Here is a 26,852-nt window from a genome sequence, read left to right on the forward strand (position 1 = left end):
CCATTATTTTCAAGATGACAATGGATACCATTGTTAATTTTAAGGAGGAAATATCAATGAAAAAGATCGTTTCTATGTTAGCATCACTGGCATTAGTTGCTTCTCTTGCCGCTTGCGGTGAAAAGACAGAAACCCCAGAAGAGACTCCAGGAGAGACTCCTGCAGAGACTCCGGAAGAAACCCCAGAAGAAGAAGAGGAACCAGCACAGGGTGTTACAGACACATCTATCCTTGTTGGAAACTCTGCTGCCACATCCGGTGCCTATGCACCAGTAGGTGTACCTTTCAACGCAGGAATCGAAGCTTACTTTGCCATGATCAATGATGCTGGCGGTGTAGATGGAAGAATGATTGAATTCACCCATATCGATGATGAGTTCGATCCAGTAAAGGGTAAGGCTGCACTATCCACACTGGTGGAAGATGAGGAAATCTTTGCTCTGGTTGGTCACTTTGGTACACCCGTTGTCGGTGCCACCATCGAAGACGTGAAGGAATACGGAATTCCAGCAGTTTATTTCGCAACAGGAATCGGTCAGCTTTACAACGACAAAGCTGAAGGAAAAGACAAAGGCATCTTCCCTGTACAGCCAATCTACAAGACCGAAGGTCAGATCATGGTTGCCCGTGCAGTAGGTGACTTTGATGCACAGAAGATCGGCGTCATCTACACGAACGACGATGCCGGTAAGGACCTCTACTCAGGTGTGGAAGCCAAGGCAAAAGAGCTTGGCATTGAAGTTGTGGCTGAGCAGGTTGCTGCTGGTGCAACAGACGTGTCCTCCGCTGTCACATCCATCAAGAATGCTGAAGTGGACTTCATCATAGGAGCTGCCATTCAGGCGACGATTCCTACCATCGTGAAGGAACTTGCTGCACAGAACGTGAACAAGGATGTCATCACAACCTACGTGAACGTTTCTCCTGTTATCTCTGAGGCGGTTGTGAACGAAATCGACGGCAAATTCGACGTATACGGACTTGGCTGGGTAGACCTGGTGGAGAATGCGGACGCACTGGCTGCATTTGCTGAGTGGGCTCCAGACTATGCGACAAACGTCTATGCCATGACTGGCTGGATCGCTGGACACTTCTTCACAGAAGGTCTCAAGAGAGTGGAAGGAACCGTCACATGGGATAAGTTCATGGATGCTATGGAAAGCGAACCCATCAAGAACCCATTCGGTGGAACCATCAACTATGCAGATGGCCTAAGAGCAGGTACTCAGGAAATGAACCTGGCCAAGGTTGCCATGGTTGAAGGTGCTCCTGGCTGGGAGCCAGTGGACGGACTGCAGTCCATGGATTCACTTCTAGGAAACTAGTATAATCATAAATGAATAGAAAGACCGATCAATGCCGTGGGACACACGGAAGAATCTGATTTGTTTCAGAGGAGGCGACCCACCGTGAATCGGTGGGGTGTGTCAGTACACCATTTACTGGTCTTGGATAGGGGCAGGCGAAGTACCTGCCCTTATTTTTAAAAAAGAACCCTGATAGGAGGAAATGTTTTATGTCGTATAAAGATAAAGTCATAACGCTGGAACAGGCACTGGATATGATAAGGCCTGACATGAATGTTGTAACAGGACTTGGTGCAGGAGAAGCCCAGCTGATCATGAACAACATCCATACCATTGCAGATCGAGTGAAGAATGTGACCATAACCAACTGTCTCTCCATGGCCCATGGTGATTTTCTCAGTGAGGAGTATGTAGACAGCTTCAATATCGATGGCTGGTTTTTTTCACCCCCACTCAGAAAAGCTTTCAAGAATGGCAATATCTCCTTTATTCCCAATCATCTGCACCTGGCCGGATGGAAGAGACTTGACCATGTGAAGCCGGATATATTCGTGGGTACCGCTTCCATGCCCGATAAACATGGATTCATCTCCCTTTCCACATCGAATACCTATGAATCCCAGATGATTGAAACTGCGGATATTGTTATTCTTGAGATCAATCCCAATTATCCGAGAACCTTCGGAGATGTGGAGATCCATTATTCCGAAATCGACTATTTCATCGAGGCGGACTATCCTGTTCCTACCCTTCCGGATGTGGAGCCCAATGAGAAGGACAAGAAGATCGGAGCCCTCATTGCGGATCTCATAAACGATGGAGATACCCTGCAGCTTGGCATCGGCGGCATCCCCAATGCCGTTGCCTACGCGCTGAAAGACAAGAAGGATCTGGGCATCCATACGGAAATGATGACCTCCGGCATGGTGGAGCTCATTGAAGCCGGCGCAGTCACAGGAAAGAAGAAGACCCTTCATAAGGGCAAGCATGTGGCGACCTTTGCCCTGGGAAACAAGAAGCTCTATGACTTCATCGACAACAATCCTTCCGTGATGATCCTCAACGGTAAGTATGTCAATGATCCTGCGGTCATCGGACTGAACGACAACATGGTGTCCATCAACACGGCTATGGAAGTGGATCTTTCCGGTCAGGTGTGTTCCGAGTCCATCGGTCACATCCAGTTCTCCGGAACCGGAGGACAGGCGGATACCGCCGTCGGTGCACAGAATGCCAAAAACGGCAGAAGCTTCATCGCCCTGTATTCCACAGCCATGGTGAGAAACCCTGAGACCGGTGAAAAGGAAGAGAAGTCCAAGATCGTGCCCCTTCTGAAGAGAGGCGCCATCGTGACGCTTTCCAGAAATGATGTGGATATGGTGGTCACCGAGTATGGCGTGGCCCATCTAAGAGGAACCAATGTGAGAGAGAGAATCGAAAGACTCGTTGCCATCGCGCATCCGGATTTCAGAGAGGAAATCATGAAGGAAGCCCATGAAATCGGTCTGATTTTCGACAGGTAGGGAGGACATTATGGCGTATTTCAGTGTAAACGGAAAAAAGGTCTACTATGAGACCCATGGAGAAGGAAAGCCGCTGATTCTACTAAACGGCATCATGATGTCCACAAAAAGCTGGACCATCTTCAAGGAGACGTTCAGTCATCAGAACAGACTGATTCTCGTGGATTTTCTGGACCAGGGGCAGTCGGACAAGGTGTTTGAGCCCTATACTCAGGAACTCCAGGTGGAGGTGGTGAAAGGGCTCATTGAAGAGCTCGGCTATGAGAAGGTGAATCTTCTGGGCATTTCCTACGGAGGAGAAGTGGCCCTGCAGTTCATTGTGAAGTATGAGCATCTGGTGGACAGGCTGGTGCTGTTTAACACCACCTATCGCACCAGTCCCTGGCTGAAGGACATCGGTGATGCCTGGAACCTTTCCAGAGGCGATGCCATGGATTACTACCTGACCACCATTCCCGTCATCTATTCTCCCTCCTTCTACAACCGGAACAGAGCCTGGATGGAGGCAAGGAAGAAGCTGCTTACGGATACGGTTTTCAGCGACAAGGACTTCATGGACTCCATGGTGAGGCTCACCGTCAGTGCGGAAAATCATGATGTGAGGGAAGAGCTGAAAGGCATCAGAACGAAGACCCTGATTGTCAGCAGCGAGCATGACTTCGTGACACCGAAGGAGGAACAGCAGGAACTGCACAGGCTCCTTGAGAATTCAGATTATGTGCTGCTTCCCGATACAGGACACGGGTCCATGTACGAGCAGCCCGCACTGTTCACTGCACTGACGCTGGGGTATGTCAATGCTAAAGACCTCTCCATGAGCGTACTTTAGCGCATAGGCATTGGCACTGTTTCATATTTCTGTTTTATGTGGTAGAATTTTAACTGATGTAAAACAAAAGCCCAGTCTGCATGAGCATAGAGAAGGACTGGCAGTTAGGAGAAACACTTGGAAGAGTTTGTGAATTTACCGAAAACCAAAAGAGGACAGAAAACTTTAGACAATATCGTACGTGCTGCGGAAGACCTGTTTTATGAGAAGGGCTATCATGCCACCTCCATCATTGATATCACCAATGAAGCGGATATCGCGCTGGGGACTTTCTATATCTATTTCAAGGACAAGTACAGCTTATATAAGTATCTTCTGCTAAGCTACAGCCACGAAATCAGAAAAGCCATCGCAGTGGACATCAAGCCGTCTCACACCAGATTTGAAGCGGAAAAGATCGGTCTCAAAGCATTTCTCCATTTCATTCGGAAAAACAAACATGTTTACAACATCATCTGGGAGTCGCTGTATATAGATAAGACGCTGTTTGTGGATTATTATGAGAGCTTCGCCGACAGATATGCCCAGGCGCTGAAGAAAGCCCAGGGCGAGGGAGAAGTGGTCAACGTGGACCCTGTGATCCTCAGTTATCTCCTGATGGGGGTATCGAACTTCATCGGTCTGAAGTATGTCATGTTTGACGAGGATAATGAGGAAGAGTTTGATACGGTGGTGGATAAAGTCATGGAGATTCTAAGAGCAGGTATGTTCCTTCACACGAAATAGAATCTCAGAATATTCTTCAGAAAAAAACAGAACCCGGAAAATCATCCATCTGGATGGTTTTCCGGGTTCTGCTGTTGCAGCAGGAAATCATGTAGGGTATCCTTGCTCCCCTGCTACTGAAGCAGATACAGAATCAGAAGATGCAGGGGATAGGCGGTGTAGAATCCGTATTTCAGAAGGATGTTTCTGGGGCCGGGTTTTCCGTTGTAGGCTGCAATAAAGGGAACCGCAAGAACGGAATAGTACTGAACACCTCTGGAAAGAAGGATGTTGAGAATTCCGATGAAGACAACCATGAGAAGCACCTTTCTCAGTCCATCCACCTTTCTCAGTCCATAGAATGTGAGGATATAGAGAATGCCCAGCATTCCGTAATCCGTATGAAAGTATTCCGACAGAAAAAACGCGAGAAAGAGTACGGCCACGGAAATCACAGGCTTTTTCATGAAATACTCTTCTATGGCATGAACCGCTAAGAGGCCAAGAAAAAGGGTGAAGAAGATGTTCTGATGGGTGTTGTTCATACCACCGAAGAATGCGTAATCAAAGGGCAGTTCAGACACCAGTGCGAACAGGAGCAGACGTATGCTGTATTTCTTCACATCTCTTGTATGGAAGTATCCTTCCACCAGAAGAAAACAGTAGATGGGGAAGGCGATTCTGCCTATGATTCTGAAATTGGGTTCAAAGGAAAAGAAAATTGCGCCTACATGGTCAATAATCATGGTGGTCAGTGCGATCAGTTTCAAATACGTGTTGTTCATACAATTAACTCCTACTCTCTGTATCGTCATGACTTCTCATTGAATAATGGTCTTTTCATCTGAACATGCTCAGGACGAAAGAATGAAATCTCATCCTGAGCATGTGTGGTTACTTCTCTTATTCATGTGCTTTTCTTCAGAAACCAGGGGAAGAACTTACTGGTTCATCTGGCATAGGCTTTGAAATCCTCTCAGTCCGATGTGCAGACTCATGAATCTACATTCTCGCACATGTAGGATACGGCAACGGTTCCCACACCTGCGCTCATTCCTACAATGGTGGAAATGTTCATTGTATATTCAGGTTCGTAGCCCAAGAGGGCTACAGCTCTTTCTTTCAGGTCATTGGCCCGCTTCTCGGCGTTGGCATGCAGGATGGAGAAACGGGTGATTTTCTTGTGGTCATGATCATTTTTCATAATCTGCAGAATCTTATCGGTATTGGACTTTTCACTGAATGCTTTTGCGGCAATGCTGCCTTTTCCTTCATCATCCAGTGAAACCACTGGTTTGAGATTCATGATGGAACCGGCAAGGCCTGCGGCCTTGTTCAGTCTTCCGGATCGGACCATGTATTTCAAGGTATTGACACTGACAAGGATTTTCGTGTCCTTTCTCAAGGCTTCAATTTCCGATACGATTTCTGGGAGATCTTTCCCCTGCTGGATCAGCTCGGATGCCTTCATGACGAGAAGTCCTTCTGCACCGGAATTCTGCTTCGAATCGACGACGATGATTTCCTTCCCATCCTTTCTGAAACGCTCTGCTGCTTTATCAAGGACTCCATGGGTACCACTCTGGGCTTTCGCCACGGTGATGACGAGGATCTTGTCGTAATGGGAGGCGATGGTTCCGAGGTAATTCTCCGCCACTTTCGGATTGGGCTGAGCGGATTTGGGGTATTCCTCCACCTGGTCCAGGAGGGGATAGAACACTTCCGGCGTCATGGTCACCTTATCCAGATAAGTGGAGCTGTCGAAGAGCAGATTCAGCGGCATCATATGAATCTGGTGCTGATCCATATACTCCAGAGGGAGATCCGCAATGGAATCCGTCACCAGGGCGATGGGATATTTTCTGTGGTAGGCGTCTTCATTCTGGCGGATCATATCATCCGCTTTCTGCTGCAGGATGATACCCTTGGTCTTCAGAATCTGGAAGATCTGAGTAGGCTCATTGGTATGAATGTGAACCTTGGCCTTGCCTGTATTTCCTGCCACGATAAGGGAATCTCCGTAAGGGGTCAGCTCATTTCTGATTGCATCAAGGTCCAGATTCGTTCCGGAGAGCAGCGCTTCGGTGCAGTACCGTTCATGGATGACGTCGTGATCATGGGAAGGATATTCGGTGAAGGCAATGTCCTCCTGGTCTATGTCATGGTCGGAAACGAAATGTCCGGTCTTCAGAAACTGCGTGAATCCTTCCACGAAATAGACGAATCCTTTGGCGCCGGAATCCACCACATTGGACTCTTCCAGAATCTTCAGCTGATGGGGAGTCTCCTTCAATGAGGCGATGGCCACCTGGGCTGAGCTTGATAGAAGCTCATGAAAATCCTTGGCATGGTCTTTGTATCTGTCAATGGCTTCCGCCCAGTCCTTGATGACGGTGATGATGGTGCCTTCCACGGGGTTTGAGATGGCGTGATAGGCATGAGGAACGGCGTTTTTAACCATATCCGCGAAGGAGGCCATGGTAAGATTGTCGTCGGTTCGGATACTCATGAAGATTCCGTTGATGTACTGGGCGATGATGATGCCGGAATTTCCTCTGGCTCCTGTCAGCGCCGCATCGGCGATGGAATTCATGGTTTCCTTGACGGTCTTCGCAATCTTCGCTTCCTGCATGATGGTATACATCGTATGGGCAAGATTGCTTCCAGTGTCTCCATCGGATACGGGAAATACATTGATTTCATTCAGCACCCTCTTGTTCCGGATGACTTCCTGTGCCCCCGATAGAAAGGAATAATAGATTTTTTCACTGTCTAAATAAGTTATACTCATACTCTTTGGTCTCCTTCTGACTTATCTAATATTGAACAGGTTCGTTGCCACATAATAGGTGATGCCGGCGGTGGCTGCGTTTAAAAAGGTTCCCCACATCAGATCAATGATGGTGATGGTCACGGGCCAGTCTTTCAGTGTAGCCAGATTCGTCAGATCATAGGTGCCATAGGTGATGAGTCCGAAGAATGCACCGACAGAGACTGCATAGAAGAGGCTCTGTTTTTCGATGGCTGGACTTATGACGAAAAATACAAGTCCTGCAATGAACATGGCATAGAAGATCAGAGCTGCGGGCCAGTTCACAGGTCCCATGAGATGACCCAGATATTCCTTGTAGAGTTTTTTCGAGATGACGCCGAGCCATACGATGTCAACGAGAAAGAAGATGACCAGGGTCATGAGATAAAGTTTTAAAAATTGCATAACGGTTTCCTCCTTGGCATTTATTGTCAGCTTCAGGTATATATACTTATTATAAATCAGATTTATTTCTGAGTGTTGTACAAAATGTTATTATTTCGACTTTTCTGCATCTTTCTCTTCGGTCTCTTTGTATAGAATCGGTGAGGTTCCGAAGAAAAGTCTGGTGGCAAGAGCTTCTTTCTCCAGAATTCGGAGCTCTTCCAGAAGCGTGTCCTCGCTTCTCGGGTCTTCCGGCGTCTTGATGCCGGCCAGAGGCGTTTTCGTCTTCTTCAGCTGATTGCTGTAGTTTTTCCAGAGGCTGCCTCTGATTCGGGCGGAACTGGAAGGTTTAGTGAGAATCAGAAGAATCTCGCTGCGAAACAGTTCGAGGACTTCCGGTGGACTCTGAACCTCTAATGCGGCCATGTCTCTGCCCAGCTTTCTTGCTCTGGTGTTATGGATCTCCTGACAGAGAAATTTGAGAATATACCAGGCTTCATAGAGATCTGTGAGATCTGTGAGGGGAAGATCCTTCAGCCAGGTATAGGCCATGACTCTTCTTTTATAGTCCCAGAAGGCGATGGGATCCTTCAGAAGATCCACAGATGCGCCGAAGGGATCATGACCTGAAGGATCCGGCCCGATGAAAAAGTGTATGTCGTCTGTCTCTGGTGCCTTTCTGCATTGTATAAAGCGCAGTTCCGGATAGGCCGCTTCAAGCTTTTCCAGTTCATAATGCGGCAGGAGATCCTTCAGTATGCCGATTTCGATTTTCTCTTTTGTGATGATGTTTTCCTTACGCATGATGATTTATGCTCCTTCCTATGTCTTCCTGGACCTTCTCCACATAGGTTTTCATATCGAATTTTCTCTCCAGACCATTGGCATTCATGTAGCGCACCTTTCCGAAGATGGGACGCTCTTTCCAGCCTCTGTCATGCTTTCCGAAGCACCAGGCAACTCCTGCGAACCCATTGGGGTCTCTGCCGTCCAGATTGTACTTGTTGTTGAGATGCAGTGCAGTTTCATAGGCGGTTTCGGGACTTTCCGTCCATTCGATGATCTTCTTGCCCCAGTACATTCTCATATATCCCTGCATCTTGCCCGTGTGGACCATTTCAAGCTGCGCCGCATTCCAGTAGGGATCATGGGTCTTTCCTTCTTCCAGTTCTGTCAGAGTGTAAAGGTAGGGCCTTTCATCCTCCTGGTGTGCCAGAAGCGTTTCTCTTGCAAAGGACGTGATGGAGGCGAAGGAGTCATAATTGGGATTATGAAGGACAAAGTTCACCGCCAGCTCTCTTCGGACGATGAGCTCATCCAGAAACACTCTTTTGTTTTCCGAGTGATGGTCCTTCAGGGATAGATAGATTTCCAGCGGCGAAATCTGGCCGAAATGGAAATAAGGGGAGAGGTCGGAGCCCAGATTCTCGGAAGGGTCATTTCTCTTGTCCGCATAGAAGTCCAGTCTGTGTTTGATGAATTCATCCAGTCTTCTTCGGGCCTCACTGTATCCGCCTTTATAGAGGTGAGACACGGTGGATACCTCCCTGTTCACACTGAGCTCTTCCATGACAGATTCTGCATCTTCAAAGGGGATGGAAGGAAAGGCTGGCGAAATGGCAAGGGAAAAGTTTTCCATCTTTCTTCTTTCCAGGGGCAGCGCGTATTCTGGGATCAGTCGCTCGATTTTCCTCCGTATGGTCGCTGCCGAATACTCCTCCTTCATGGAAGTTTCATCTGCAGGAACCAGAACGTCGGATTCCACCTGGAACATGGGGCAGGATGCTGCTTCTGCCGCTTCGCTCCGCCACTTTCGCTGGAGGCTCAGGTACCCTCGATCGGTGACCAGTAGCGCTGCTTTCTCCGACAGCTTCACGGCTCCCGTGGAGGGAGTGTCCTTCAGAACGATGAACTGGATGCCCATGGCCCAAAGCTCCTTCTTCACTTCCAGAAGTCCCTCCACCATGAAACGGTAGTGCCTTTCATAGGCTTCGGGATAGTCGTCCGTGAGTCCGAAATAGACCAGAAGGGGAAGATGAAGTCTGTTTGCTTCATCTATGGCATAGGCTAGTGCATGATTGCAGGTTACTCTCTGGGAGGCCTGCATCCAGTAAAGGACGTAGTCTCCCTCTCGAGGGTCCATGTTATTGAGTTTCTGTATTCGTCCTTGTGGAATCATCTTCGCGCCCCCTTCTTTCTAGATATCCATTCCGACCTTGCCATCGGAGATTTCCACGATTCTGTCGGCTTTCTCCGCGATTCTTCGATCATGGGTGATGATGACGAAGGTGGTGCCGAATTTCTCATTGATGTCACGCAGTAGATTGTAGATGGTCTCTGTGGTGTCGGAGTCCAGATTACCTGTGGGTTCATCCGCCAGGATGATCTTGGGATTGTTCATGAGGGCTCTGGCGATGGCGGTTCTCTGCTGCTGTCCACCGGACATGTTGGTGGCCAGGTTGTTCTTCACCTTTTCTAGGCCGACGAGATTCATGAGTTCGTTGGCGCGGTCCAGGGTTTCCCTGCTGACCTTCTCATCTATGATGCGGTGTGGCATCAGCACATTTTCAAGGGCTGTGAATTCCGGAAGGAGATAGTGGAACTGGAAGATGAATCCCATGGTTTTGTTTCGGAGATCCGCCAGCTCATCCTTCTTCATCTGGTCTGTCCTTTTTCCACCGATGAAGACTTCTCCGCTGGTGGGTTTATCCAGGGTGCCCACGATGTTCAGCAGGGTGCTCTTACCGCTGCCGGACTGTCCGATGATGGAAGTGAAGCTTCCCTCCTCTATATCTAGATTCAGGTCATAAAGGACCTGGGTCTTCACTGTGGTTCCATATATTTTATTGATGTTTTTCAGTTCTATGATATTCTTACGCATTTCTGATCACCTCGATGGGGTCCAGTCTGGAGGACTTTCTGGCAGGAATAAGTGCGGCGACGACGGATGCGATGACGGCAATGAATGCAGACAGGGCAATGAACATGGGGTCAATGAACAGAGGAACCACCGGGGTTCCATCCGGATTCAGGGCGAATTTCGTGAAGGCGAAGGCCAGAAGGAGGCCTAGAATGACACCCAGAACTGCGCCTGCAACACCTAGCAGAAGTCCCTGGAACAGGAAGATGAGACTGGAAGTCTTATCTCTTATACCCATGGCTTTCAGGATACCGATCTGCTTGGATTTCTGCACTACAGTGATGGCAAGGATGCTTGCGATACCAAGGAGTACGGAGATCATGACGAAGACCTGAATCATGATGCTGGAGACGCTCTGTCCGTTGAGACCGCTGAGGAGATCCTCATTCTGGTCCTTCCAGTTGTCCACCAGCAGTTCATCACTGCTCAGTCTGTCACTGATGGATGCGGCCACAGCATCTGCTGCGAACACATCCGTCACCTGCATGTCGATGCTGGTCACACGATCTTCAAAGGAGAACATGTCCTGGGTGGTGGGAAGAGTTGTGATGGTCCAGGAGCTGTTCAGGGACGATACGCCCAGGTTGAAGATTCCTGTCACGGTGAAGGTATGGGTTTCGCCGAAATTGGCCACCACGTCGATTTCATCTCCGATATCGATGCCGGACTCGTTCTTGAGATCGATACCGATCAGGACTTCATAGTCGTTTTCAGGAAGAGTTCCTTCCACGACGCTCTCTTTGATGTTGTAAAGCGCATCGGATTCATCGATGTTGAATCCTCGTACAAGGATGCTGAAGGTGTCATCCTCGTGATTGATCAGAGCCGGACCGTCTGCTGCGACTGAAAGGTTGATCACCTGATCTTCCTTGTCTCTTATGGAGGAGAGGATTTCATCATATCCTTCAATGAGTTTATCCTCGTTGGTTGCTGTGATGCTTATCTGAGGCTGATTGCCGATGGTGGTATCCACAAGTGACTTCTGAAGCCCCTGAATCAGGGAGCCGATGAAGATCTGAACCGATACGCCGATGGCGATGCCCAGGGCAATGAGCAGGGTCTGTCCTTTGCTGGATTTAAGAAACCGTAGCGCGATTTTAAAGGGTAGTTTCATCTGTATGTCCTCCTGCTAGTGAAATGATGTCATCGAAAGTGGTCAGGATATAGTCTGCCTTCAGAATCTGGGCTTTTTCACCGAGACTTTTAATGGCGTGACCCCCAACGATGATTTTCACGTTTTTGTCCACTTCTCTGATCCTTGCGATGGTGTTTCGGGTGGAAATCAGATGATAGGGATTGGAGATGCTGATGGCGATATAATCCAGATTCTGCGTTTTCAGGCCGGATACGAATACCTCTCTTGGGGTGTTGCTGCCCACATATGTAGATTCATAGCCCAGCATGGTGAAATAGTCGGTGATCATTCTAGCGCCCAGTTCATGATATTCATCGCTGGGGCAGATGACTGCAACCTTTTTTCCACTCTTCACGCCGTATTTCTCATCTCGCTCTCTGATCACATAGGGATACATGTTTTCGATGATGGTTCTCACGATGGAAGTTCTGATATGCTCTTTCCAGATATCCATTTCTTCGTTTCCTGTACCTTCCATGGAATTCAGGGAAGGGGTCAGCACTTTTTCGTATACATCCATGACACTGAGTTTTCGTTCTTCAAGAAGTTCCTTGACAAATGAGAGAGATTTCTCTCTGTTTTCGGATTCAATGATTTCATTGAATTCCATCAGATAATTGTTCATAACACACCTCTTTACTGATAATTATTATTCGTTGTGTTCATAATATACCACGCAATGAAATATTGCAATCAATTTAATTGTATAACTTGCTTATTATCACAAAACGTGATTTAATAGAATCACAAATACGATAATACGAAAAATATCACATAATGAGTGCAAAGAAGAACTATATAGAGAGGAGGAGAAGTGCTCAGAATGGATGAGCATGATAGAAGATGAACAGTGAATTCACCATCAGAATCAAAGAGCTGAGAAAGAAAAATAATCTGACGCAGAAAGATGCAGCCAAGCTTCTTGGCATCGGACAGACCACCATCGCCAATTATGAAAATGGAACCAGAGTACCGGATCTTATGAAAGTAGCGGAAATTGCAGATCTTTATAAGGTGTCGGTGGATTATCTCCTTGGAAGAGAAGACTATGCCCAGAAAGTCCAGGAGAAGAGTGTGGAAGAGGAAAAGCCGGAGTTCACCTATGAGGAATACATGAAGAGTCTTCTGGATGGAGACAAGAAAGCGGTGAGAAAGATCCTTCTTTCCTTCCTGAAAAAGGGGGTGCCCTCCAGAGTCATCTATGAGGACTATATCAGGCGCTCCTTGAGAGAGGTAGGAGAACTCTGGGAGAAGGGAGAACTGCCCATCTGGAAAGAGCATTTCATTTCGGAAATCTCCCTGGAGAATATGGCGCTGATCAAAAGAAGGAAGTATAAGGAAAACGAAGACAGAAAACCCATTCTCCTTCTGACCCCGGGTGCTGAGCAGCACAATATCGGTCTCAAGATGGTGGGAGACATGCTGGAAGCCAATGGTCACAATGTGATCTATCTGGGGAATCTCATTCCCACAGACAACATCATTCAGGCCATCGAGGAGAAGAAGCCCTATGCCATCATTCTCTCTGTGACCATCGCCTACCACATCGACTCCGCAAAGAATCTCATCGACATTCTGAAGCAGAGATTCGGCACGAAGACACCTACGATTCTCATCGGGGGAGGTGCTTTCGACCGTGTGGAGAATGTGGCCATGGTTACCGGCGCCGACAAGTACTGCAGAGACATCGATGAAATAGAGAAGAATCTGAGAAGAATATAAGGAAAAGCGCCCCGACCAAGCTCTTGATCGGGGCGCCTTCTCTTAAGAGGTGTTACTGATGCAGGTCTGACAGGAGATAAATCTCATCCTTAAATTCAATTCATCCATTGAATGTAGGCAGTGCTTATAATAGAATGGATAGCAAAGAGAGGTGACTTGTTTGAATTACGATACCGGAACCATATTATTTGCCTTTGGGCTGACTGTTTTTGCCGGTCTGGCCACAGGAGTGGGAAGTCTTATGGCTTTCTACACGAAGAAAACCAATAAAAAATTCCTGTCCGCAGCCTTGGGCTTTTCCGCAGGGGTCATGATCTATGTATCTCTCATAGAAGTCTTTGTGAAGGCAAGAGATTCTCTGGAAGCGGTACATGGGGAAAGCCTGGGCTATCTTTATGCCACGTTGTCTTTCTTCGGCGGGATTTTCATCATTGCCCTCATCGACAAACTGGTGCCCAAAGCGGAGAATCCCCATGAGCTGAAGGATCCAAGTGAGATGGAAGAGCTTCCACAGCAGGAGAAGGATGCCCATGAATCCCATCAGCTGCTTCGTATGGGTCTGTTTTCAGCCCTGGCCATAGCCATCCATAACTTTCCGGAAGGGCTGGCCACGTTCATTGCGGCTTTGGAAGACCCCACCATGGGTGTGAGCATAGCCATCGCCATAGCCATCCATAATATACCGGAAGGTATCGCGGTCTCTGTACCCATCTTCTATGCCACCGGAAGCAGAAGAAAGGCGTTCAAGTTCTCTTTTCTTTCCGGGCTGTCAGAACCCATCGGTGCCATCATCGGCTACTTCCTTCTGAGAAGTTTTCTGAGTGATTCCATGTTCGGCATTGTATTTGGCATGGTGGCAGGAATCATGGTGTATATTTCACTGGATGAGCTTTTGCCCACAGCGGAAAAGTACGGAGAACATCATATCGCAATCTACGGACTGATCTCAGGGATGATGGTCATGGCCGCAAGTCTGGTGCTGTTCAGCTGATGAATCTGTTCATCTGCGGTTTATGCAGTGATTATTGAATAAGCAGAAAAAAGACTGTTTCCGTTGAGAATTCTTCTCTCTGGAAACAGTCTTTTTCATGAAAATGGTCGGAGTGACAAGACTTGAACTTGCGACCTCTTGACCCCCAGTCAAGCACGCTACCATCTGCGCTACACCCCGACGAACAAACTAATTATAGCCTATCGCCATGGAACATTCAAGACCTGATTCCAGAATCCTGTGATGGGAGGGGAGCGGAAATGGAAAAAATAATGTTTACAGTATCTTTCTACAATATTAATTAAAGCAGAGTAGATGCATTGTATAATAAAGTAAACCATAGTTTCGTCGAAAGGAGATGGATGACCATGCTGGAAGCAAAAGATGCTTATTGCATAAACTGCGAGAAAATAACATACTTCATACTTACAGAAGAAGGATATGAATGCCAGAACTGTAAAGGAATCAATACCATGCGAGGCCCCAGAGACCTGAATGAAGATCCTTCCCTGAAGGCGGACACGGTGGTGGATCTGTACACACCCGATGAAATGGAATAGAAGAAGTGCAAGAAGGCAGGGTTTTCAACCTTGCCTTTTTCATTGATATCAAAGAAAAAAGCATGTAAACTAAGAAGGTACATTAGTAAGAACAGTAATATGGAGACATTATGCCCAGGAAGGAGCAGAAATGATTCTTGAAAGAGTGAAGGAATACATCCTTTCCAATAACCTGATCAGACGAGATGAGAAAATTCTCGTGGCTTTTTCCGGGGGAGCGGATTCGCTGGCCCTTCTTCTGATGCTGCACGAGCTGAAGGCGTCCCTGCCAATGGAGCTGGGTGCCTGCCATGTGAATCACATGTTAAGAGGAGAAGATGCTTTGGCGGACGAAGTCTTCTGCAGAGAGACGGCCGAAAGGCTTTCCATTCCTTTCTACAGTATGAGGAAAGACGTGAAGACCTATGCAAAGGAAAAAGGACTGTCCTTTGAAGCGGCAGGAAGAGAAGTAAGGTATGCATTTTTTAAGGATATTATGGTAAACCATAACTATGAGAAGTGCGCCACGGCCCATCACCTGGATGACCAGGTGGAGACCATCCTCCTCAATCTCATGCGAGGCAGTGGTCTCAATGGACTCACGGGAATGTCTTCGAAAAGAGAGGAGTTCATCAAGCCCATCCTGTTTCTGAAGAAAGAGGAGCTTTGCGGTTACCTTGACAAGCGGCAGATGATGCCCAGGGAAGATGATTCCAACAGGGACAATGTCTATCAGAGAAACAAAGTGAGAAATGAACTGATTCCCTATATCAGAGAAAACTTCAATGAGGATTTCCCCGAAACGGTATGGAGAATGTCGGAACTTCTGAAGGATGATCTTGATTATATACAGATCGAGATGGAGAAAGTGAAACGTCTGTATGTGAAACAGGTGGAAAATAAGAGGATCGTCATTGAGAAGGAAGCGTTTCAAGCCCACAAGGCGCTGCTGACGCGAGTACTTTTACAGGCCATTTCCGTCGTGAAAGGGGATGTGTCCGACATCGAAGAAGTGCATATCCGGGACATGATGGCTCTTCAGAAAAAGGAGACCGGTAAACGCGTCGATATCAAGGATGACGTCATAGCCAGAAACGATTATGGAAATCTCATAATCGAGAGAAAAAAAGCAGATTCAGAAAGGGAAGAAAGAATGCTTCATGAGGAACTGAAAATTCCAGGGACCTACCTGGTGGATGGGAAGACCATCCGACTCCGTTATGTGGAAAGAGATGAGATGGTCAAGGACAAGAAACTGAGATTCTTCAATGGCGATCTCATGGAGGAAACCGTCATTGTGAGAAACCGGCAGGAAGGCGACCGGATGAGACCCTTCGGCATGAACGGATACAGAAAACTCAAGAATATTCTCATTGATAAGAAGATCAGCAGAGAAGACCGGGACAGGCTGCTCATCTTCCAGAACAGAAATGAGGTGTTCTATATCGGATCCATGATCATCAGTGATGATTATAAAGTGAAAGACAATACAGAGAAGATTCTTGAAATCGGAATCTTTGAGGAGGAACCAAATGATTGAAAATGATGTAAAAGAAGTGCTGATCAGCAGAGAAGAGCTGGCAGATAAGTGCAGAGAACTGGGAGCGAAGATCAGCAGGGACTTTGAAGGAAAGGACCTGGTGCTGGTGGGCATCCTGAAAGGATCTGTGGTATTCATGACAGATCTCATGAAGGAAATCACCATCCCCTGCAATATCGAGTTCATGGAAGTGTCCAGTTACGGAACGGGAGCGGTAAGCTCCGGTGTCGTGAAGATCAATAAGGATCTGGACATGGACATCACAGGAAAGAATATACTCATCGTGGAGGACATCATCGATACAGGCCTGACCTTAAGCTATCTTGTGAACTATCTCAAGACAAGAGGCGCTGCCGGAATCGATATCGTGTGTCTTCTGGACAAGAAGGAAAGAAGAACCAATGACATTCCCGTAACCTATGTGGGCTATGAAGTCCCTGATGAGTTCATCATCGGCTATGGCATCGATTATGCGGAAAAGTACAGAAATCTTCCTTATGTGGCATCCCTTAAAGAAGAAATTTATCAGAAATAAGATCGATTATCCTTTATTCTTTCAGGATTTCCCTGTAGAATAAATAGTATACAATTTAATTGGAAGAGCATTCTTCTAAATGAGCAAAAGAAAGGAGCAGGCAAAAAGTAGAATTGCCTGATGAGCGTATGAATACAAATCGTAAAGTACCCAATATGTTCAGCTTTGTTGCGGTAATCATGCTGTTTTTCATCGCCATGCTGTTATTCAACAACGTGGACAATCAGCTGAATTCCATTTCGTTTAATGAGTTCACCACCGAGTACAGAGCAGACAAAATCAAAGAAATCAATATCTCCAGTGATGGCATGACCATCAAGGGAATCAAAACAGATGACACCACTTTCACAACGGTGGCGGCACCTGAAAGACTGGCCCAGTTTCTGAGTGAGGAAGGGAAGGACACGGTCATCGAAAGATACACGCCAAGATCCGACTTCTCCATCTGGTCCATTCTGACACCCGTGCTTCTTCTAGGTGGTGTAGCCATGTTCCTGATTTTCATGAACAAGCAGAATCAGAATATGGGCAACAGCAACCGAAGCGCCATGAATTTCGGAAAGAGCCGTGCCAAAATGGCCAACCCCGACAACAAGTCCGTGACTTTCAAGGATGTGGCTGGTGCGGAAGAAGAAAAGTATGAACTGGAGGAAGTGGTGGAATTCCTTAAGAATCCGAAGAAGTATCTGGATCTGGGTGCCAGAATTCCAAAGGGAATTCTGCTGGTAGGACCTCCTGGAACAGGTAAGACGCTGCTTGCCAAAGCGGTGGCGGGAGAAGCGGGTGTTCCCTTCTTCAGCATTTCCGGTTCAGACTTTGTGGAAATGTTCGTCGGTGTCGGAGCATCCAGAGTGCGAGACATGTTCGAGCAGGCCAAGAAAAATGCTCCATGCATCATCTTCATCGATGAAATCGATGCGGTGGGCAGAAAAAGAGGAGCAGGTCTTGGTGGTGGACATGATGAAAGAGAACAGACACTGAATCAGCTGCTGGTGGAGATGGATGGTTTCGGTATCAATGAAGGTATCATCATGATCGCGGCAACCAACAGACCTGACATTCTGGATAATGCACTCCTGAGACCCGGAAGATTCGACAGACAGATTGCGGTGGGCTATCCGGATGCTCAGGGAAGAGAAGAGATTCTTAAGGTGCATATCAGAAAGAAGCCACTGGGTGAAGATGTGAATCTGAGTTCCCTGGCCAAAATGACCACTGGCTTCACAGGAGCCGACCTTGAGAACCTCACCAATGAAGCAGCCCTTCTGGCGGTGAGAGCAAATAAGAAGTTCATCACCATGAGAGAGCTGGATGAAGCCATCACCAGAGTCATTGCGGGAACGGAAAAGAAATCCAGACTGGTCTCCGACCATGAAAGAAGGCTGACAGCCTATCATGAAGCAGGCCATGCCATCATCGGCAGAGTGCTTCCGAATATGGATCCCATCCATCAGATCAGTATCATTCCAAGAGGCATGGCTGGTGGATACACCATGCACATTCCTACAGAAGACCGCTCTTATATGAGTAAATCAAGGCTTCTGGACATGATGGTCTCCCTTCTGGGGGGCCGAGTGGCGGAATCTCTAGTGCTGAAGGATATTTCCACAGGGGCCAAGAACGACATCGACAGAGTGTCGAAGATCGCAAGGTCCATGGTAACGGAATATGGAATGAGTGATAAGGTGGGCACCATCTCCTTTGGAGAGGACCAGGAAGTGTTCCTGGGTAGAGATTTCAGCAAGTCCAAGAACTTTTCTGAGAAGATGGGCGAGCTCATCGACGATGAAGTGAAGGAACTGGTGGATACCGCTTATAAGAAGGCGGAAGAAATCCTTACAGAAAACATGGATAAACTTCATATTCTGGCTGCCAAGCTTCTGGAATTCGAGAAGATCGAAGCGGAAGAGTTCGAAGAACTTTTCACCACCGGTCAGATCACAAAACGTGTCCATGGGGATGAGATACCAGTGAAGGAAGCGAAGAAGGCACCAGAAGTGGTAGTGGAAGAAAAGGCTGAAGAAGAGGACTTTAAAGGAAGACCTGTGACCGAAAGCTGATTATATGATAGAAGATGATAATAGGCAGTTGTTCTGCCTATTATTTTACGAAGAAATGTAAATGATTACAGATTCTCGGGTAAGCGCTTTAATCAGATCTCAAGGGATGTTATAATGGTATTTGAATTGGAGGTATTACTATATGGACAAACTGAGACCGGGAATGGTCTATGAACATACTAAGATCGTGACAGAAGAAGATACCGCAGAAGCCCACGGCTCCGGAGATCTACCGGTGTATGCCACACCTGCTCTGGTGGCCCTGATGGAATATGCGTCCAAGGAGCTTGTCAAGCCCGGCCTTTCGGAAGGGGAGACCACGGTAGGCGTGAAAATGGACATATCCCACCTGAAAGCCACGGTAGTGGGCGGCGCAGTGCGTGCACGAGCAGAGCTTCTGGAAATGGAAGGCAGAAGACTACACTTTCGCATCGAAGCCTATGAGGGCGAAATGCTCATCGGTGAAGCGATTCACGACAGAGTAATGGTAGATGCACAGAGATTCATGAGTAAATTCAGCAAATAATATATACAATTTAGGAGGTACACTTTGAAAACAGATATTCAAATTGCACAGGAATCAACCATGCTCCACATCAGGGATGTGGCAGGACAGATGGGACTTACGGAGGACGATCTGGACTTTTACGGAAAGTACAAGGCGAAGATTTCTCTGGACGTCTTAAGAAGAGAAGAGAAGACGGAGGATGCGAAACTCATCCTGGTCACCGCCATCAATCCGACTCCTGCAGGAGAAGGAAAGTCTACCGTAACGGTAGGACTGGGTCAGGCACTGACAAAGATCGGAAAGAAAGCGGTTATCGCGCTGCGTGAACCTTCTCTTGGACCTGTATTCGGGGTCAAGGGTGGCGCTGCCGGCGGTGGATATTCGCAGGTAGTGCCCATGGAGGACATCAACCTTCATTTCACAGGGGATATGCATGCCATCACCACCACCAACAATCTTCTTTCTGCAGCCATAGACAATCACATCCATCAGGGAAATAAACTGAATATAGATGTAAGAAGAATTCTCTTCAAGAGAGTCCTGGACATGAATGACAGAGCGCTCAGACAGGTGAACGTGGGTCTTGGTGGAAAGCCCAACGGCTTCCCGAGAGAAGACGGATTCATGATCACGGTGGCTTCTGAAATCATGGCGATTCTCTGCCTTGCCACATCACTGGAAGACCTGAAGGAAAGAATGGGTCAGATCATGATCGGATACAATTATGACGGAGAAGCGATCTTTGCCAGGGACCTCAACGTCCAGGGCGCCATGGCGCTTCTCATGAAGGATGCCATCATGCCGAATCTGGTTCAGACCCTTGAAAACACCCCTGCCATCATCCATGGCGGACCTTTTGCCAATATCGCGCATGGGTGCAACAGCATCCTGGCCACAAAGACTGCGCTGAAGCTGGGCGATTATGTGGTCACAGAAGCGGGATTCGGTGCAGACCTCGGTGCAGAGAAGTTCCTGGACATCAAGTGCAGATTCGGTGGACTGAACCCAAGTGCGGTGGTCATTGTGGCAACTGTAAGAGCGCTGAAGCATCACGGCGGCGTACAGAAAGCGGATCTTTCCACTCCGAATGTGGAGGGGCTTGAAAAGGGAATCGTCAACCTGGAGAAGCAGATTGAGAACATCAGAAAGTTCAATCTGGAGCCTGTGGTTGCCATCAATAAATTCGTTTCCGATTCGGATGAGGAAATCCAGTACATCGAGAACTTCCTGAACAAGATGAACGTCAAGGTTGCCCTGACCGAAGTATGGGAAAAAGGCGGAGAAGGCGGAGTCGAGCTTGCTCATAAGGTCATCGAGGTGGCAGAGGGTGCGGGCACCTATAAGCCTCTATATGATGTGGAGCTTCCTATAAAGGAGAAGATCGGCACCATCGTGAAGGAAATCTACGGCGGAAGCAGCGTCGCCTACTCACCGAAGGCGGAAAAGGCCATCCGAGAAATCGAGGCCATGGGACTGGACAAGAAGCCCATCTGTATGGCGAAGACCCAGTACTCCCTTTCTGACAACCCTAAGCTTCTGGGAGCGCCTTCGGGCTTCGAAGTGAAGGTCAATGAGGTGAAGCTTTCAAACGGCGCAGGCTTCATTGTATGCCTCACAGGAGATGTCATGACCATGCCTGGTCTGCCGAAGGTTCCAGCTGCCAACAATATGGACATTGATGAGGATGGAAACATACTCGGATTATTCTAGAAAATATGAATAATGGTGAAGCCAGTCCCAATGACTGACTTCACTTTTCTTATGAAAACAGGAAGCCGGACAGTTAAGTCAAACTTCAACGGATTTGCCCGATTTACTTGACAAACGGTAGGTTATTGCTAAAATTATATTGTTCAAAAATATAACAGCACAGAAAAATGTATTCATCAGCAGCTTTACAGCTGCTTTTAAAATATTATGGGGAGTTGTCTTATGATATTATTAATCGATGTAGGAAACACCAATATCGTCATGGGTGTACATGATGGCACGAGCATTGTCTCGGACTTCAGACTGTCCACCAATTACATGAAGACCTCTGACGAGATCTCCATCGATGTGATCAGTCTCTTCAGGCTGAATCATCTCGATGTGGAAAGCATTGATGGCGTCATCATTTCCTCTGTAGTGCCCAACGTCATGTATTCGCTGGAAAACATGGTGAGAAAGGTGTTCAAGGTGACCCCCATTGTGGTGGGAGCCGGAGTGAAGACTGGAATCAATGTGAAAACCGACAATCCCAAGGAAGTGGGAGCGGATAGAATCGTCAATGCGGTGGCGGCTACAGCGAAATACAAGAGAAGTCTCATCATCATCGACTTCGGCACGGCAACCACATTCTGCTCCGTGAAGAAGGATGGAACCTATGCAGGGGGAATCATTTCACCTGGAATCAAGATTTCCGCAGAAGCGCTTTTCCAGAAAGCCGCAAAGCTGCCCAGAATCGAGCTCATGAAGCCTGAGAAAGTCATCGGGAAGAATACGGTGGTTTCCATGCAGTCGGGCATGGTTCATGGCTATATCGGCCTGGTGGAGCATCTGGTCAAGCTCATGAAAGCGGAGATGATGGCGGAAGGCGAGGAGGAGCCCTTTGTTGTGGCAACGGGTGGCTTTTCGAGACTGATCAATCAGAATACGGACTGCATTGATGTTGTGGAACCGAATCTTACCCTGGAAGGGCTGAAACTGATATATGATAAAAATAAGAAATAGTGTACTCGAGAGTAATGTCTTTCTGGCACCCATGGCTGGCGTAACAGATATTTCCTTCAGGGAAATCGCCATATCCATGGGCTGTTCTATGGTATACTCTGAAATGGTCAGCGCCAAAGCGCTGCATTACGGAAGTGAAAACACAAAGGAGCTTCTGAGGATTTCGCCCAAGGAAAAGCCCATCGCGGTGCAGCTCTTCGGCAGCGAGAAAGAGATTCTTGCGAAAATCGCCGGCAAACTCAGTGAGAATGAGGACATCGTGCTCATCGACATCAATATGGGCTGTCCCGCACCGAAACTCGTGAAGAACGGCGAAGGATCCTCTCTGATGCTGGATCCGAAAAAAGCTGCGGAGATCATCACGGAAGTGAAGAAATCTACGCATAAACCCGTCACCTGCAAGTTCAGGAGAGGGTTTAAGATGGGGGAGGAGACCGCAGTGGATTTCGCCAAGCGAATGGAAGATGCGGGGGCTGACCTTGTGACGGTGCACGGAAGATACAGAGACCAGTTTTATTCTGGAACATCGGACAGGGAAGTCATCCGAAAGATCAAGGAGAGTCTGAGTATTCCGGTCATCGGAAACGGAGACATCTTCAGCGGACAGGATGCCCTGGATATGTTTGAAACAGGATGTGATGGCATCATGGTGGCCAGAGGAGCCCTTGGAAATCCATGGATCTTTGAGGAAATCCATGCCGCCATGGAAGGAAGAGCCTATGAAAGGCCTGGATATGGGGAGCGGCTGGATACGCTGATTCTCCACTACAACAACACACTGGCTTATGACGGAGCGTATAAGGCGGTAAGGGAAATGAGAAAGCATGTGGGCTGGTACCTGAAAGGGATGCCCAATAGTACAGAGGTGAAAAACACCATCAATTACGAGACGGACCCCGAAGTAGTACTGAAAACACTGGCTTCCTACAAAGAGAAGCTGGCTGAAAAAAGCTAAAATCATTGACATATAAGGACAATGTTACTATAATAGGAAATCAAATAAACCATTAAGGGGATTTAAAATGAGTGAAGCAAAAAAGTATGTAATGACCTATGAGGGTGTCAAAAAACTGGAAAAGGAACTGGAATACCTGAAGACAGTGAAACGTAAAGAAATAACAGAGAAAATCAAAGTTGCGCTGGGATATGGGGATCTCAGTGAAAACTCCGAATATGATGAAGCGAAGAATGAGCAGGCTTTTGTGGAAGGTAAGATTTCACAGCTTGAGAATACACTAAGAAATGCATCCGTCATTGATGAAAGTGAGATTTCACTGGATGTGGTCAGTGTAGGCTGCACCGTGAAAGTATACGACTATGATTTTGAGGAAGAAGTGACATATTCCATTGTGGGTTCCACAGAGGCGGATCCCATGAACTTCAAGATCTCCAACGAATCACCGGTGGGCAGTGCGCTCATCGGACATAAAGTGGATGATGAAGTCGTGGCCGTTGTACCAAATGGAACAAGCAAGTTCAAGATATTAGAAATAGGAAGAGAGTAGGTGCAGGATTGACAAACGAAGAGAATAACATCAGAGAACATGAAATCAGACTGTCAGAACAGGAGATGCAGAGAAGAGAAAAGCTGAAAGCGCTGCAGGATGCAGGGCAGGATCCTTTTGATGTCTATAAGGTGGAAGTGACACACAACTCCACGGAAATCAAGGAGAATCACGAAGCACTAGAAGGCGTGAAGATCAAGACTGCAGGAAGGCTTATGAGAAAGAGAGTGCAGGGAAAAGCGGGCTTCTCCGATATTCATGACAGAGAAGGGAAGCTTCAGCTCTACATCAAGCTGGACAACGTAGGAGAAGAAAAGCTGAAGTTCTTCAAGACACTGGACCTGGGAGACTGGATCAGTGTGGAGGGTGAAGTTTTCATCACAAGAACAGGCGAAGTATCTCTTCAGGTATCAAGCTTTGAGCTCATCGCCAAAGCCCTGAAACCACTTCCAGACAAGTGGCATGGACTGCAGGATGCGGATCTTCGCTATCGTCAGAGAGAAGTGGACCTGATTGTGAATCCTGATGTGAAGGAAAAGATGATCAAGAGAACGAAGATCATCAGAGAAATCAGAAACTATCTGGATGAGAGAGGATACCTGGAGGTGGAGACACCGATTCTATCCCCCATCGCGGGTGGAGCGGCGGCCAGACCCTTCGTCACCCATCACAACTCACTGGATATCGACATGTATCTTAGAATCGCCACAGAGCTTTACCTGAAGAGACTCATCGTGGGTGGTTTTGAAAAGGTCTATGACATGGGCAAGAACTTCAGAAATGAAGGAATCGACTATAAGCACAATCCTGAGTTCACCATGATTGAGCTCTATGAAGCCTACAGCGACTACAACGATATGATGGATCTCACTGAGGATCTGGTTTCTTCCGTTGCACAGAAGGTGCTGGGCACCATGAAGATCACCTATGAGGAAACAGAAATCGATCTGACTCCTCCATGGAGAAGAGCCACCATGGCTGAGCTTGTGAAGGAAGCCACAGGTATTGACTTCGATGCCATCACTGTGGAAGAAGCCCATGAAGCGGCAAGAGAGAATCATATGAAGGATGACTTCAAATACGACATCGAGCACACCTCAAAGGGAGATGTCCTAAATGCCATGTTCGAGAGATTCTGCGAAGACAAGCTGATTCAGCCTACCTTCGTCACCGACTATCCGGTGGAGATCTCTCCGCTGACAAAGAAGAAGAGAGGGAATCCGGAATATACAGAGCGTTTCGAAGGATTCATCTTCGGAAGAGAAATCTGTAATGCCTATTCAGAGCTGAATGATCCGATTGTTCAGAGAGAGAGATTCAACCAGCAGGCCGGCGAAAGAGAGCTTGGGGATGATGAAGCCTACATGATCGATGAGGAATTCATGAGTGCCCTGGAAACCGGTATGCCTCCAACAGGCGGACTGGGCATCGGAGTGGACCGTATCGTCATGTTCCTGACGGATGCACATTCCATAAGAGACATCATACTGTTCCCGACCATGAAGCCACAGGAATAGAATATAAACAGCATAAGAAAGCTCCCTCAGCAGTGAATGCCGAGGGAGCTTTTATCCATGATTCTATGCAAGTATGATCAAGGCAGGCAACGCGGAGCGCGGAGCCTGCCTTTCATCATAAGGAGAATGCTGATTGCTAAAGGAGAGAAATGTTTTTCAGAGCCAGTTCACTTCTCATTTCTTCAGGCCAGATGCTGCTCTGCACCTCTCCGATGTGGTATTTCTTCAGAAGGAACTGACAGATTCTGGACTGGCCGATTCCGCCGCCCATGGTCTGAGGCAGTTTCCCTTCCAGAAGAAGGGAATGGAAAGGAAGACTTGTGCGGTCTTCTTTTCCGGCTTTCTTCAGCTGAGCCAGCAGCGTCTCCTTGTCCACGCGGATGCCCATGGAAGAAAGTTCCAGAACCTCATCATGGACAGTGTTGTAGAAGAGAAGATCCCCGTTTAAGCTCCAGTCGTCATAATCCGGTGCACGGCCGTCATGTCTTTCACCGCTGGTGAGATGATCACCGATGCCGATGAGAAAGAATGCGCCTGATTCCTTTGCAAAAGCGCTTTCTCTTTCTTTGGCTGACTTGTCAGGATATTTCTCATAGAGCTCCTGGGCGGTGATGAAAGTGATGGCCTCAGGCAGCTCCGGCTTCAGGAATGGATACTTCTTTGCAAGAAGCAGTTCGGCATCCTTGAATATGGAGTAGATGATAGAGACCGTATCTTTCAGGGTCTCCAGGTTTCTGTCACCTTCTCCGATGATCTTTTCCCAGTCCCACTGATCCACATAGATGCTGTGGATGTGATCGAGTTTCTCATCACGCCTGATGGCATTCATGTTGGTATAGAGTCCTTCCCCAAGGGAGAATTCATAGTCTTTCAATGCTTTTCTTTTCCATTTGGCCAGAGACTGCACGATTTCCACTTCTTTACCTGAATCCAGGATATCAAAAGCCACGGGTCTTTCGATCCCATTGAGATCGTCGTTTAGGCCTGTGCCTTTTTCCACAAAAAGGGGAGCTGACACTCTGGTCAGGTTCAGTCGCTCGGAAAGCTCGTGTTCGAAGAACACTTTGATGAGCTTGATGGCTTTCTGCGTCTCTTTTAAGGTCATGGTCGGTTTGTACATGGCGGTTTCCTCCTCAAAATAAAAAATTCCTCTCCATCCCTACATAGGGACGAAAGGAAAGGCTTCCGCGGTACCACCCAGTTTAGCTTTACAAAGCTCACTTTTTAAGATACAGACAATGGATCTGTCGATATCCGACTCCTATAACGGGGAGGTCCGTCCAGGTCTACTCGTTTCCTTTCCTCTGGCAGCTCCGAGGTGTTCTTCGACCATGCTTCTGTACCGGGATTGCACCATCCCCGACTCTCTAGGACATTAACCATGATGTACTCTTCTCATCTTCGCTTTGTTATATCTCATTATAGAAAATTTTCAGGAAGTGTCAAGAAAAACTTTTGTGTTTTTATCGAAGACACTTCTGATGTTAATTGTAATAGTAAGTTCCGTTTAGAAAAGAAAAAAAGAGAGAAACAGAACTTAGTGTTGCAAAGAGAATAAACAAGCCATTATGATGAACAGGATATCCGACCCCAGGACATCAGGAGGAT

Annotated in this window: 25 protein-coding genes, 1 tRNA gene and 1 other annotated feature; of the genes, 16 read left to right on the forward strand and 10 right to left on the reverse strand. The window is 47.5% G+C overall.

Annotated features, from left to right (window positions below; translation table 11 throughout):
* Positions 1–56 precede the first annotated feature (56 nt).
* The 4 genes from J3A84_RS08365 (at position 57) to J3A84_RS08380 (ending at position 4,385) form a co-directional block, all read left to right on the forward strand.
* Positions 57–1,325, forward strand: coding sequence for an ABC transporter substrate-binding protein (locus tag J3A84_RS08365; RefSeq protein ID WP_207599556.1), 1,269 nt, complete (start codon positions 57–59; stop codon positions 1,323–1,325).
* Between the two features lie 191 nt (positions 1,326–1,516).
* Positions 1,517–2,830 (forward strand): acetyl-CoA hydrolase/transferase family protein, encoded by a 1,314-nt coding sequence (locus J3A84_RS08370; RefSeq protein WP_207599557.1) that lies wholly within the window; start codon positions 1,517–1,519, stop codon positions 2,828–2,830.
* Between the two features lie 10 nt (positions 2,831–2,840).
* Complete coding sequence (locus J3A84_RS08375; RefSeq protein WP_207599558.1) at positions 2,841–3,659, forward strand: alpha/beta fold hydrolase; 819 nt, start codon at positions 2,841–2,843, stop codon at positions 3,657–3,659.
* 129 nt (positions 3,660–3,788) lie between these two features.
* Entirely contained in the window at positions 3,789–4,385 is a 597-nt protein-coding gene (locus J3A84_RS08380; RefSeq protein WP_342590949.1) for a TetR/AcrR family transcriptional regulator, read from the forward strand.
* Between the two features lie 113 nt (positions 4,386–4,498).
* Here J3A84_RS08380 and J3A84_RS08385 read toward each other — a convergent pair whose 3' ends face one another.
* The 8 genes from J3A84_RS08385 to J3A84_RS08420 all read right to left on the reverse strand — a co-directional run bounded on the left by J3A84_RS08385 (position 4,499) and on the right by J3A84_RS08420 (position 12,240).
* Positions 4,499–5,149 (reverse strand): TraX family protein, encoded by a 651-nt coding sequence (locus J3A84_RS08385; RefSeq protein WP_207599559.1) that lies wholly within the window; start codon positions 5,147–5,149, stop codon positions 4,499–4,501.
* A 209-nt stretch (positions 5,150–5,358) separates the two neighbouring features.
* Positions 5,359–7,155 carry a DAK2 domain-containing protein gene (locus J3A84_RS08390; RefSeq protein ID WP_207599560.1) on the reverse strand — a complete coding sequence of 599 codons (1,797 nt, stop codon included), beginning with the start codon at positions 7,153–7,155 and terminating at the stop codon, positions 5,359–5,361.
* Between the two features lie 21 nt (positions 7,156–7,176).
* On the reverse strand, positions 7,177–7,581 hold the full coding sequence (locus J3A84_RS08395) for a DUF2177 family protein (RefSeq protein WP_207599561.1): 405 nt from the start codon (positions 7,579–7,581) through the stop codon (positions 7,177–7,179).
* Between the two features lie 90 nt (positions 7,582–7,671).
* Complete coding sequence (locus J3A84_RS08400) at positions 7,672–8,364, reverse strand: hypothetical protein (protein WP_207599562.1); 693 nt, start codon at positions 8,362–8,364, stop codon at positions 7,672–7,674.
* Positions 8,357–9,739: a deoxyribodipyrimidine photo-lyase gene (locus tag J3A84_RS08405; protein WP_207599563.1), complete on the reverse strand. Its 1,383-nt coding sequence runs from the start codon at positions 9,737–9,739 to the stop codon at positions 8,357–8,359. The genes J3A84_RS08400 and J3A84_RS08405 overlap by 8 nt, the downstream gene beginning before the upstream one ends.
* An 18-nt stretch (positions 9,740–9,757) precedes the next feature.
* On the reverse strand, positions 9,758–10,441 hold the full coding sequence (locus J3A84_RS08410) for an ABC transporter ATP-binding protein (RefSeq protein ID WP_207599564.1): 684 nt from the start codon (positions 10,439–10,441) through the stop codon (positions 9,758–9,760).
* Entirely contained in the window at positions 10,434–11,594 is a 1,161-nt protein-coding gene (locus J3A84_RS08415; RefSeq protein WP_207599565.1) for an ABC transporter permease, read from the reverse strand. Before J3A84_RS08415 ends, J3A84_RS08410 begins: the two co-directional genes overlap by 8 nt.
* Positions 11,578–12,240, reverse strand: coding sequence for a cobalamin B12-binding domain-containing protein (locus tag J3A84_RS08420; RefSeq protein ID WP_207599566.1), 663 nt, complete (start codon positions 12,238–12,240; stop codon positions 11,578–11,580). The genes J3A84_RS08415 and J3A84_RS08420 overlap by 17 nt, the downstream gene beginning before the upstream one ends.
* Before the next feature lie 218 nt (positions 12,241–12,458).
* On the opposite strand from J3A84_RS08420, the gene J3A84_RS08425 reads away from it, so the two are divergent.
* Together J3A84_RS08425 and zupT are read left to right on the forward strand one after the other, a co-directional pair.
* Positions 12,459–13,337 (forward strand): helix-turn-helix domain-containing protein, encoded by an 879-nt coding sequence (locus tag J3A84_RS08425; protein WP_207599567.1) that lies wholly within the window; start codon positions 12,459–12,461, stop codon positions 13,335–13,337.
* A 160-nt stretch (positions 13,338–13,497) separates the two neighbouring features.
* A complete protein-coding gene (gene zupT / locus J3A84_RS08430; protein ID WP_207599568.1) occupies positions 13,498–14,328 on the forward strand; it encodes a zinc transporter ZupT in 831 nt (276 codons plus the stop codon).
* Positions 14,329–14,432: 104 nt separating this feature from the next.
* Here zupT and J3A84_RS08435 read toward each other — a convergent pair.
* Positions 14,433–14,508: transfer RNA gene (locus J3A84_RS08435), tRNA-Pro, on the reverse strand.
* Between the two features lie 188 nt (positions 14,509–14,696).
* Here J3A84_RS08435 and J3A84_RS08440 point away from each other — a divergent pair.
* The 10 genes from J3A84_RS08440 (at position 14,697) to lysS (ending at position 25,244) form a co-directional block, all read left to right on the forward strand.
* Complete coding sequence (locus J3A84_RS08440) at positions 14,697–14,888, forward strand: hypothetical protein (protein ID WP_207599569.1); 192 nt, start codon at positions 14,697–14,699, stop codon at positions 14,886–14,888.
* 130 nt (positions 14,889–15,018) lie between these two features.
* Positions 15,019–16,407: a tRNA lysidine(34) synthetase TilS gene (gene tilS, locus J3A84_RS08445; protein ID WP_207599570.1), complete on the forward strand. Its 1,389-nt coding sequence runs from the start codon at positions 15,019–15,021 to the stop codon at positions 16,405–16,407.
* The gene (gene hpt, locus J3A84_RS08450; protein ID WP_207599571.1) at positions 16,400–16,942 is read left to right on the forward strand and encodes a hypoxanthine phosphoribosyltransferase; all 543 of its coding nucleotides are present in this window, start codon (positions 16,400–16,402) and stop codon (positions 16,940–16,942) included. Before tilS ends, hpt begins: the two co-directional genes overlap by 8 nt.
* Before the next feature lie 128 nt (positions 16,943–17,070).
* A complete protein-coding gene (gene ftsH / locus J3A84_RS08455) occupies positions 17,071–19,002 on the forward strand; it encodes an ATP-dependent zinc metalloprotease FtsH (RefSeq protein WP_207599572.1) in 1,932 nt (643 codons plus the stop codon).
* 142 nt (positions 19,003–19,144) lie between these two features.
* A complete protein-coding gene (locus tag J3A84_RS08460) occupies positions 19,145–19,528 on the forward strand; it encodes a thioesterase family protein (protein WP_242694085.1) in 384 nt (127 codons plus the stop codon).
* Positions 19,529–19,552: 24 nt separating this feature from the next.
* Complete coding sequence (locus tag J3A84_RS08465; protein ID WP_207599573.1) at positions 19,553–21,220, forward strand: formate--tetrahydrofolate ligase; 1,668 nt, start codon at positions 19,553–19,555, stop codon at positions 21,218–21,220.
* 222 nt (positions 21,221–21,442) lie between these two features.
* Complete coding sequence (locus J3A84_RS08470; protein ID WP_207599574.1) at positions 21,443–22,222, forward strand: type III pantothenate kinase; 780 nt, start codon at positions 21,443–21,445, stop codon at positions 22,220–22,222.
* Positions 22,206–23,177, forward strand: coding sequence for a tRNA dihydrouridine synthase DusB (dusB, locus tag J3A84_RS08475; RefSeq protein ID WP_207599590.1), 972 nt, complete (start codon positions 22,206–22,208; stop codon positions 23,175–23,177). Before J3A84_RS08470 ends, dusB begins: the two co-directional genes overlap by 17 nt.
* 67 nt (positions 23,178–23,244) lie before the next feature.
* A complete protein-coding gene (gene greA / locus J3A84_RS08480; protein ID WP_207599575.1) occupies positions 23,245–23,727 on the forward strand; it encodes a transcription elongation factor GreA in 483 nt (160 codons plus the stop codon).
* 8 nt (positions 23,728–23,735) lie between these two features.
* A complete protein-coding gene (gene lysS / locus J3A84_RS08485) occupies positions 23,736–25,244 on the forward strand; it encodes a lysine--tRNA ligase (RefSeq protein ID WP_207599576.1) in 1,509 nt (502 codons plus the stop codon).
* A 136-nt stretch (positions 25,245–25,380) separates the two neighbouring features.
* On the opposite strand, the gene asnA is transcribed toward lysS, so the two are convergent.
* Positions 25,381–26,364, reverse strand: a complete 984-nt coding sequence (asnA, locus tag J3A84_RS08490; protein ID WP_207599577.1) for an aspartate--ammonia ligase — start codon at positions 26,362–26,364, stop codon at positions 25,381–25,383.
* 42 nt (positions 26,365–26,406) lie between these two features.
* Positions 26,407–26,655, reverse strand: a binding site (T-box leader).
* Between the last annotated feature and the right edge of the window lie 197 nt (positions 26,656–26,852).

The sequence above is a fragment of the Proteiniclasticum aestuarii genome, from assembly GCF_017368455.1.
GTDB lineage: Bacteria > Bacillota > Clostridia > Clostridiales > Clostridiaceae > Proteiniclasticum > Proteiniclasticum aestuarii.

Bases quoted from the DNA above. Each gene is read 5' to 3' on its own strand.
- J3A84_RS08365 (WP_207599556.1), top strand. From the start codon at position 57: ATGAAAAAGATCGTTTCTATGTTAGCATCACTGGCATTAGTTGCTTCT.
- J3A84_RS08370 (WP_207599557.1), top strand. From the start codon at position 1,517: ATGTCGTATAAAGATAAAGTCATAACGCTGGAACAGGCACTGGATATG.
- J3A84_RS08375 (WP_207599558.1), top strand. From the start codon at position 2,841: ATGGCGTATTTCAGTGTAAACGGAAAAAAGGTCTACTATGAGACCCAT.
- J3A84_RS08385 (WP_207599559.1), bottom strand. From the start codon at position 5,149: ATGAACAACACGTATTTGAAACTGATCGCACTGACCACCATGATTATT.
- J3A84_RS08390 (WP_207599560.1), bottom strand. From the start codon at position 7,155: ATGAGTATAACTTATTTAGACAGTGAAAAAATCTATTATTCCTTTCTA.
- J3A84_RS08395 (WP_207599561.1), bottom strand. From the start codon at position 7,581: ATGCAATTTTTAAAACTTTATCTCATGACCCTGGTCATCTTCTTTCTC.
- J3A84_RS08400 (WP_207599562.1), bottom strand. From the start codon at position 8,364: ATGCGTAAGGAAAACATCATCACAAAAGAGAAAATCGAAATCGGCATA.
- J3A84_RS08405 (WP_207599563.1), bottom strand. From the start codon at position 9,739: ATGATTCCACAAGGACGAATACAGAAACTCAATAACATGGACCCTCGA.
- J3A84_RS08410 (WP_207599564.1), bottom strand. From the start codon at position 10,441: ATGCGTAAGAATATCATAGAACTGAAAAACATCAATAAAATATATGGA.
- J3A84_RS08415 (WP_207599565.1), bottom strand. From the start codon at position 11,594: ATGAAACTACCCTTTAAAATCGCGCTACGGTTTCTTAAATCCAGCAAA.
- J3A84_RS08420 (WP_207599566.1), bottom strand. From the start codon at position 12,240: ATGAACAATTATCTGATGGAATTCAATGAAATCATTGAATCCGAAAAC.
- J3A84_RS08425 (WP_207599567.1), top strand. From the start codon at position 12,459: ATGAACAGTGAATTCACCATCAGAATCAAAGAGCTGAGAAAGAAAAAT.
- J3A84_RS08440 (WP_207599569.1), top strand. From the start codon at position 14,697: ATGCTGGAAGCAAAAGATGCTTATTGCATAAACTGCGAGAAAATAACA.
- tilS (WP_207599570.1), top strand. From the start codon at position 15,019: ATGATTCTTGAAAGAGTGAAGGAATACATCCTTTCCAATAACCTGATC.
- hpt (WP_207599571.1), top strand. From the start codon at position 16,400: ATGATTGAAAATGATGTAAAAGAAGTGCTGATCAGCAGAGAAGAGCTG.
- ftsH (WP_207599572.1), top strand. From the start codon at position 17,071: ATGAATACAAATCGTAAAGTACCCAATATGTTCAGCTTTGTTGCGGTA.
- J3A84_RS08460 (WP_242694085.1), top strand. From the start codon at position 19,145: ATGGACAAACTGAGACCGGGAATGGTCTATGAACATACTAAGATCGTG.
- J3A84_RS08470 (WP_207599574.1), top strand. From the start codon at position 21,443: ATGATATTATTAATCGATGTAGGAAACACCAATATCGTCATGGGTGTA.
- greA (WP_207599575.1), top strand. From the start codon at position 23,245: ATGAGTGAAGCAAAAAAGTATGTAATGACCTATGAGGGTGTCAAAAAA.
- asnA (WP_207599577.1), bottom strand. From the start codon at position 26,364: ATGTACAAACCGACCATGACCTTAAAAGAGACGCAGAAAGCCATCAAG.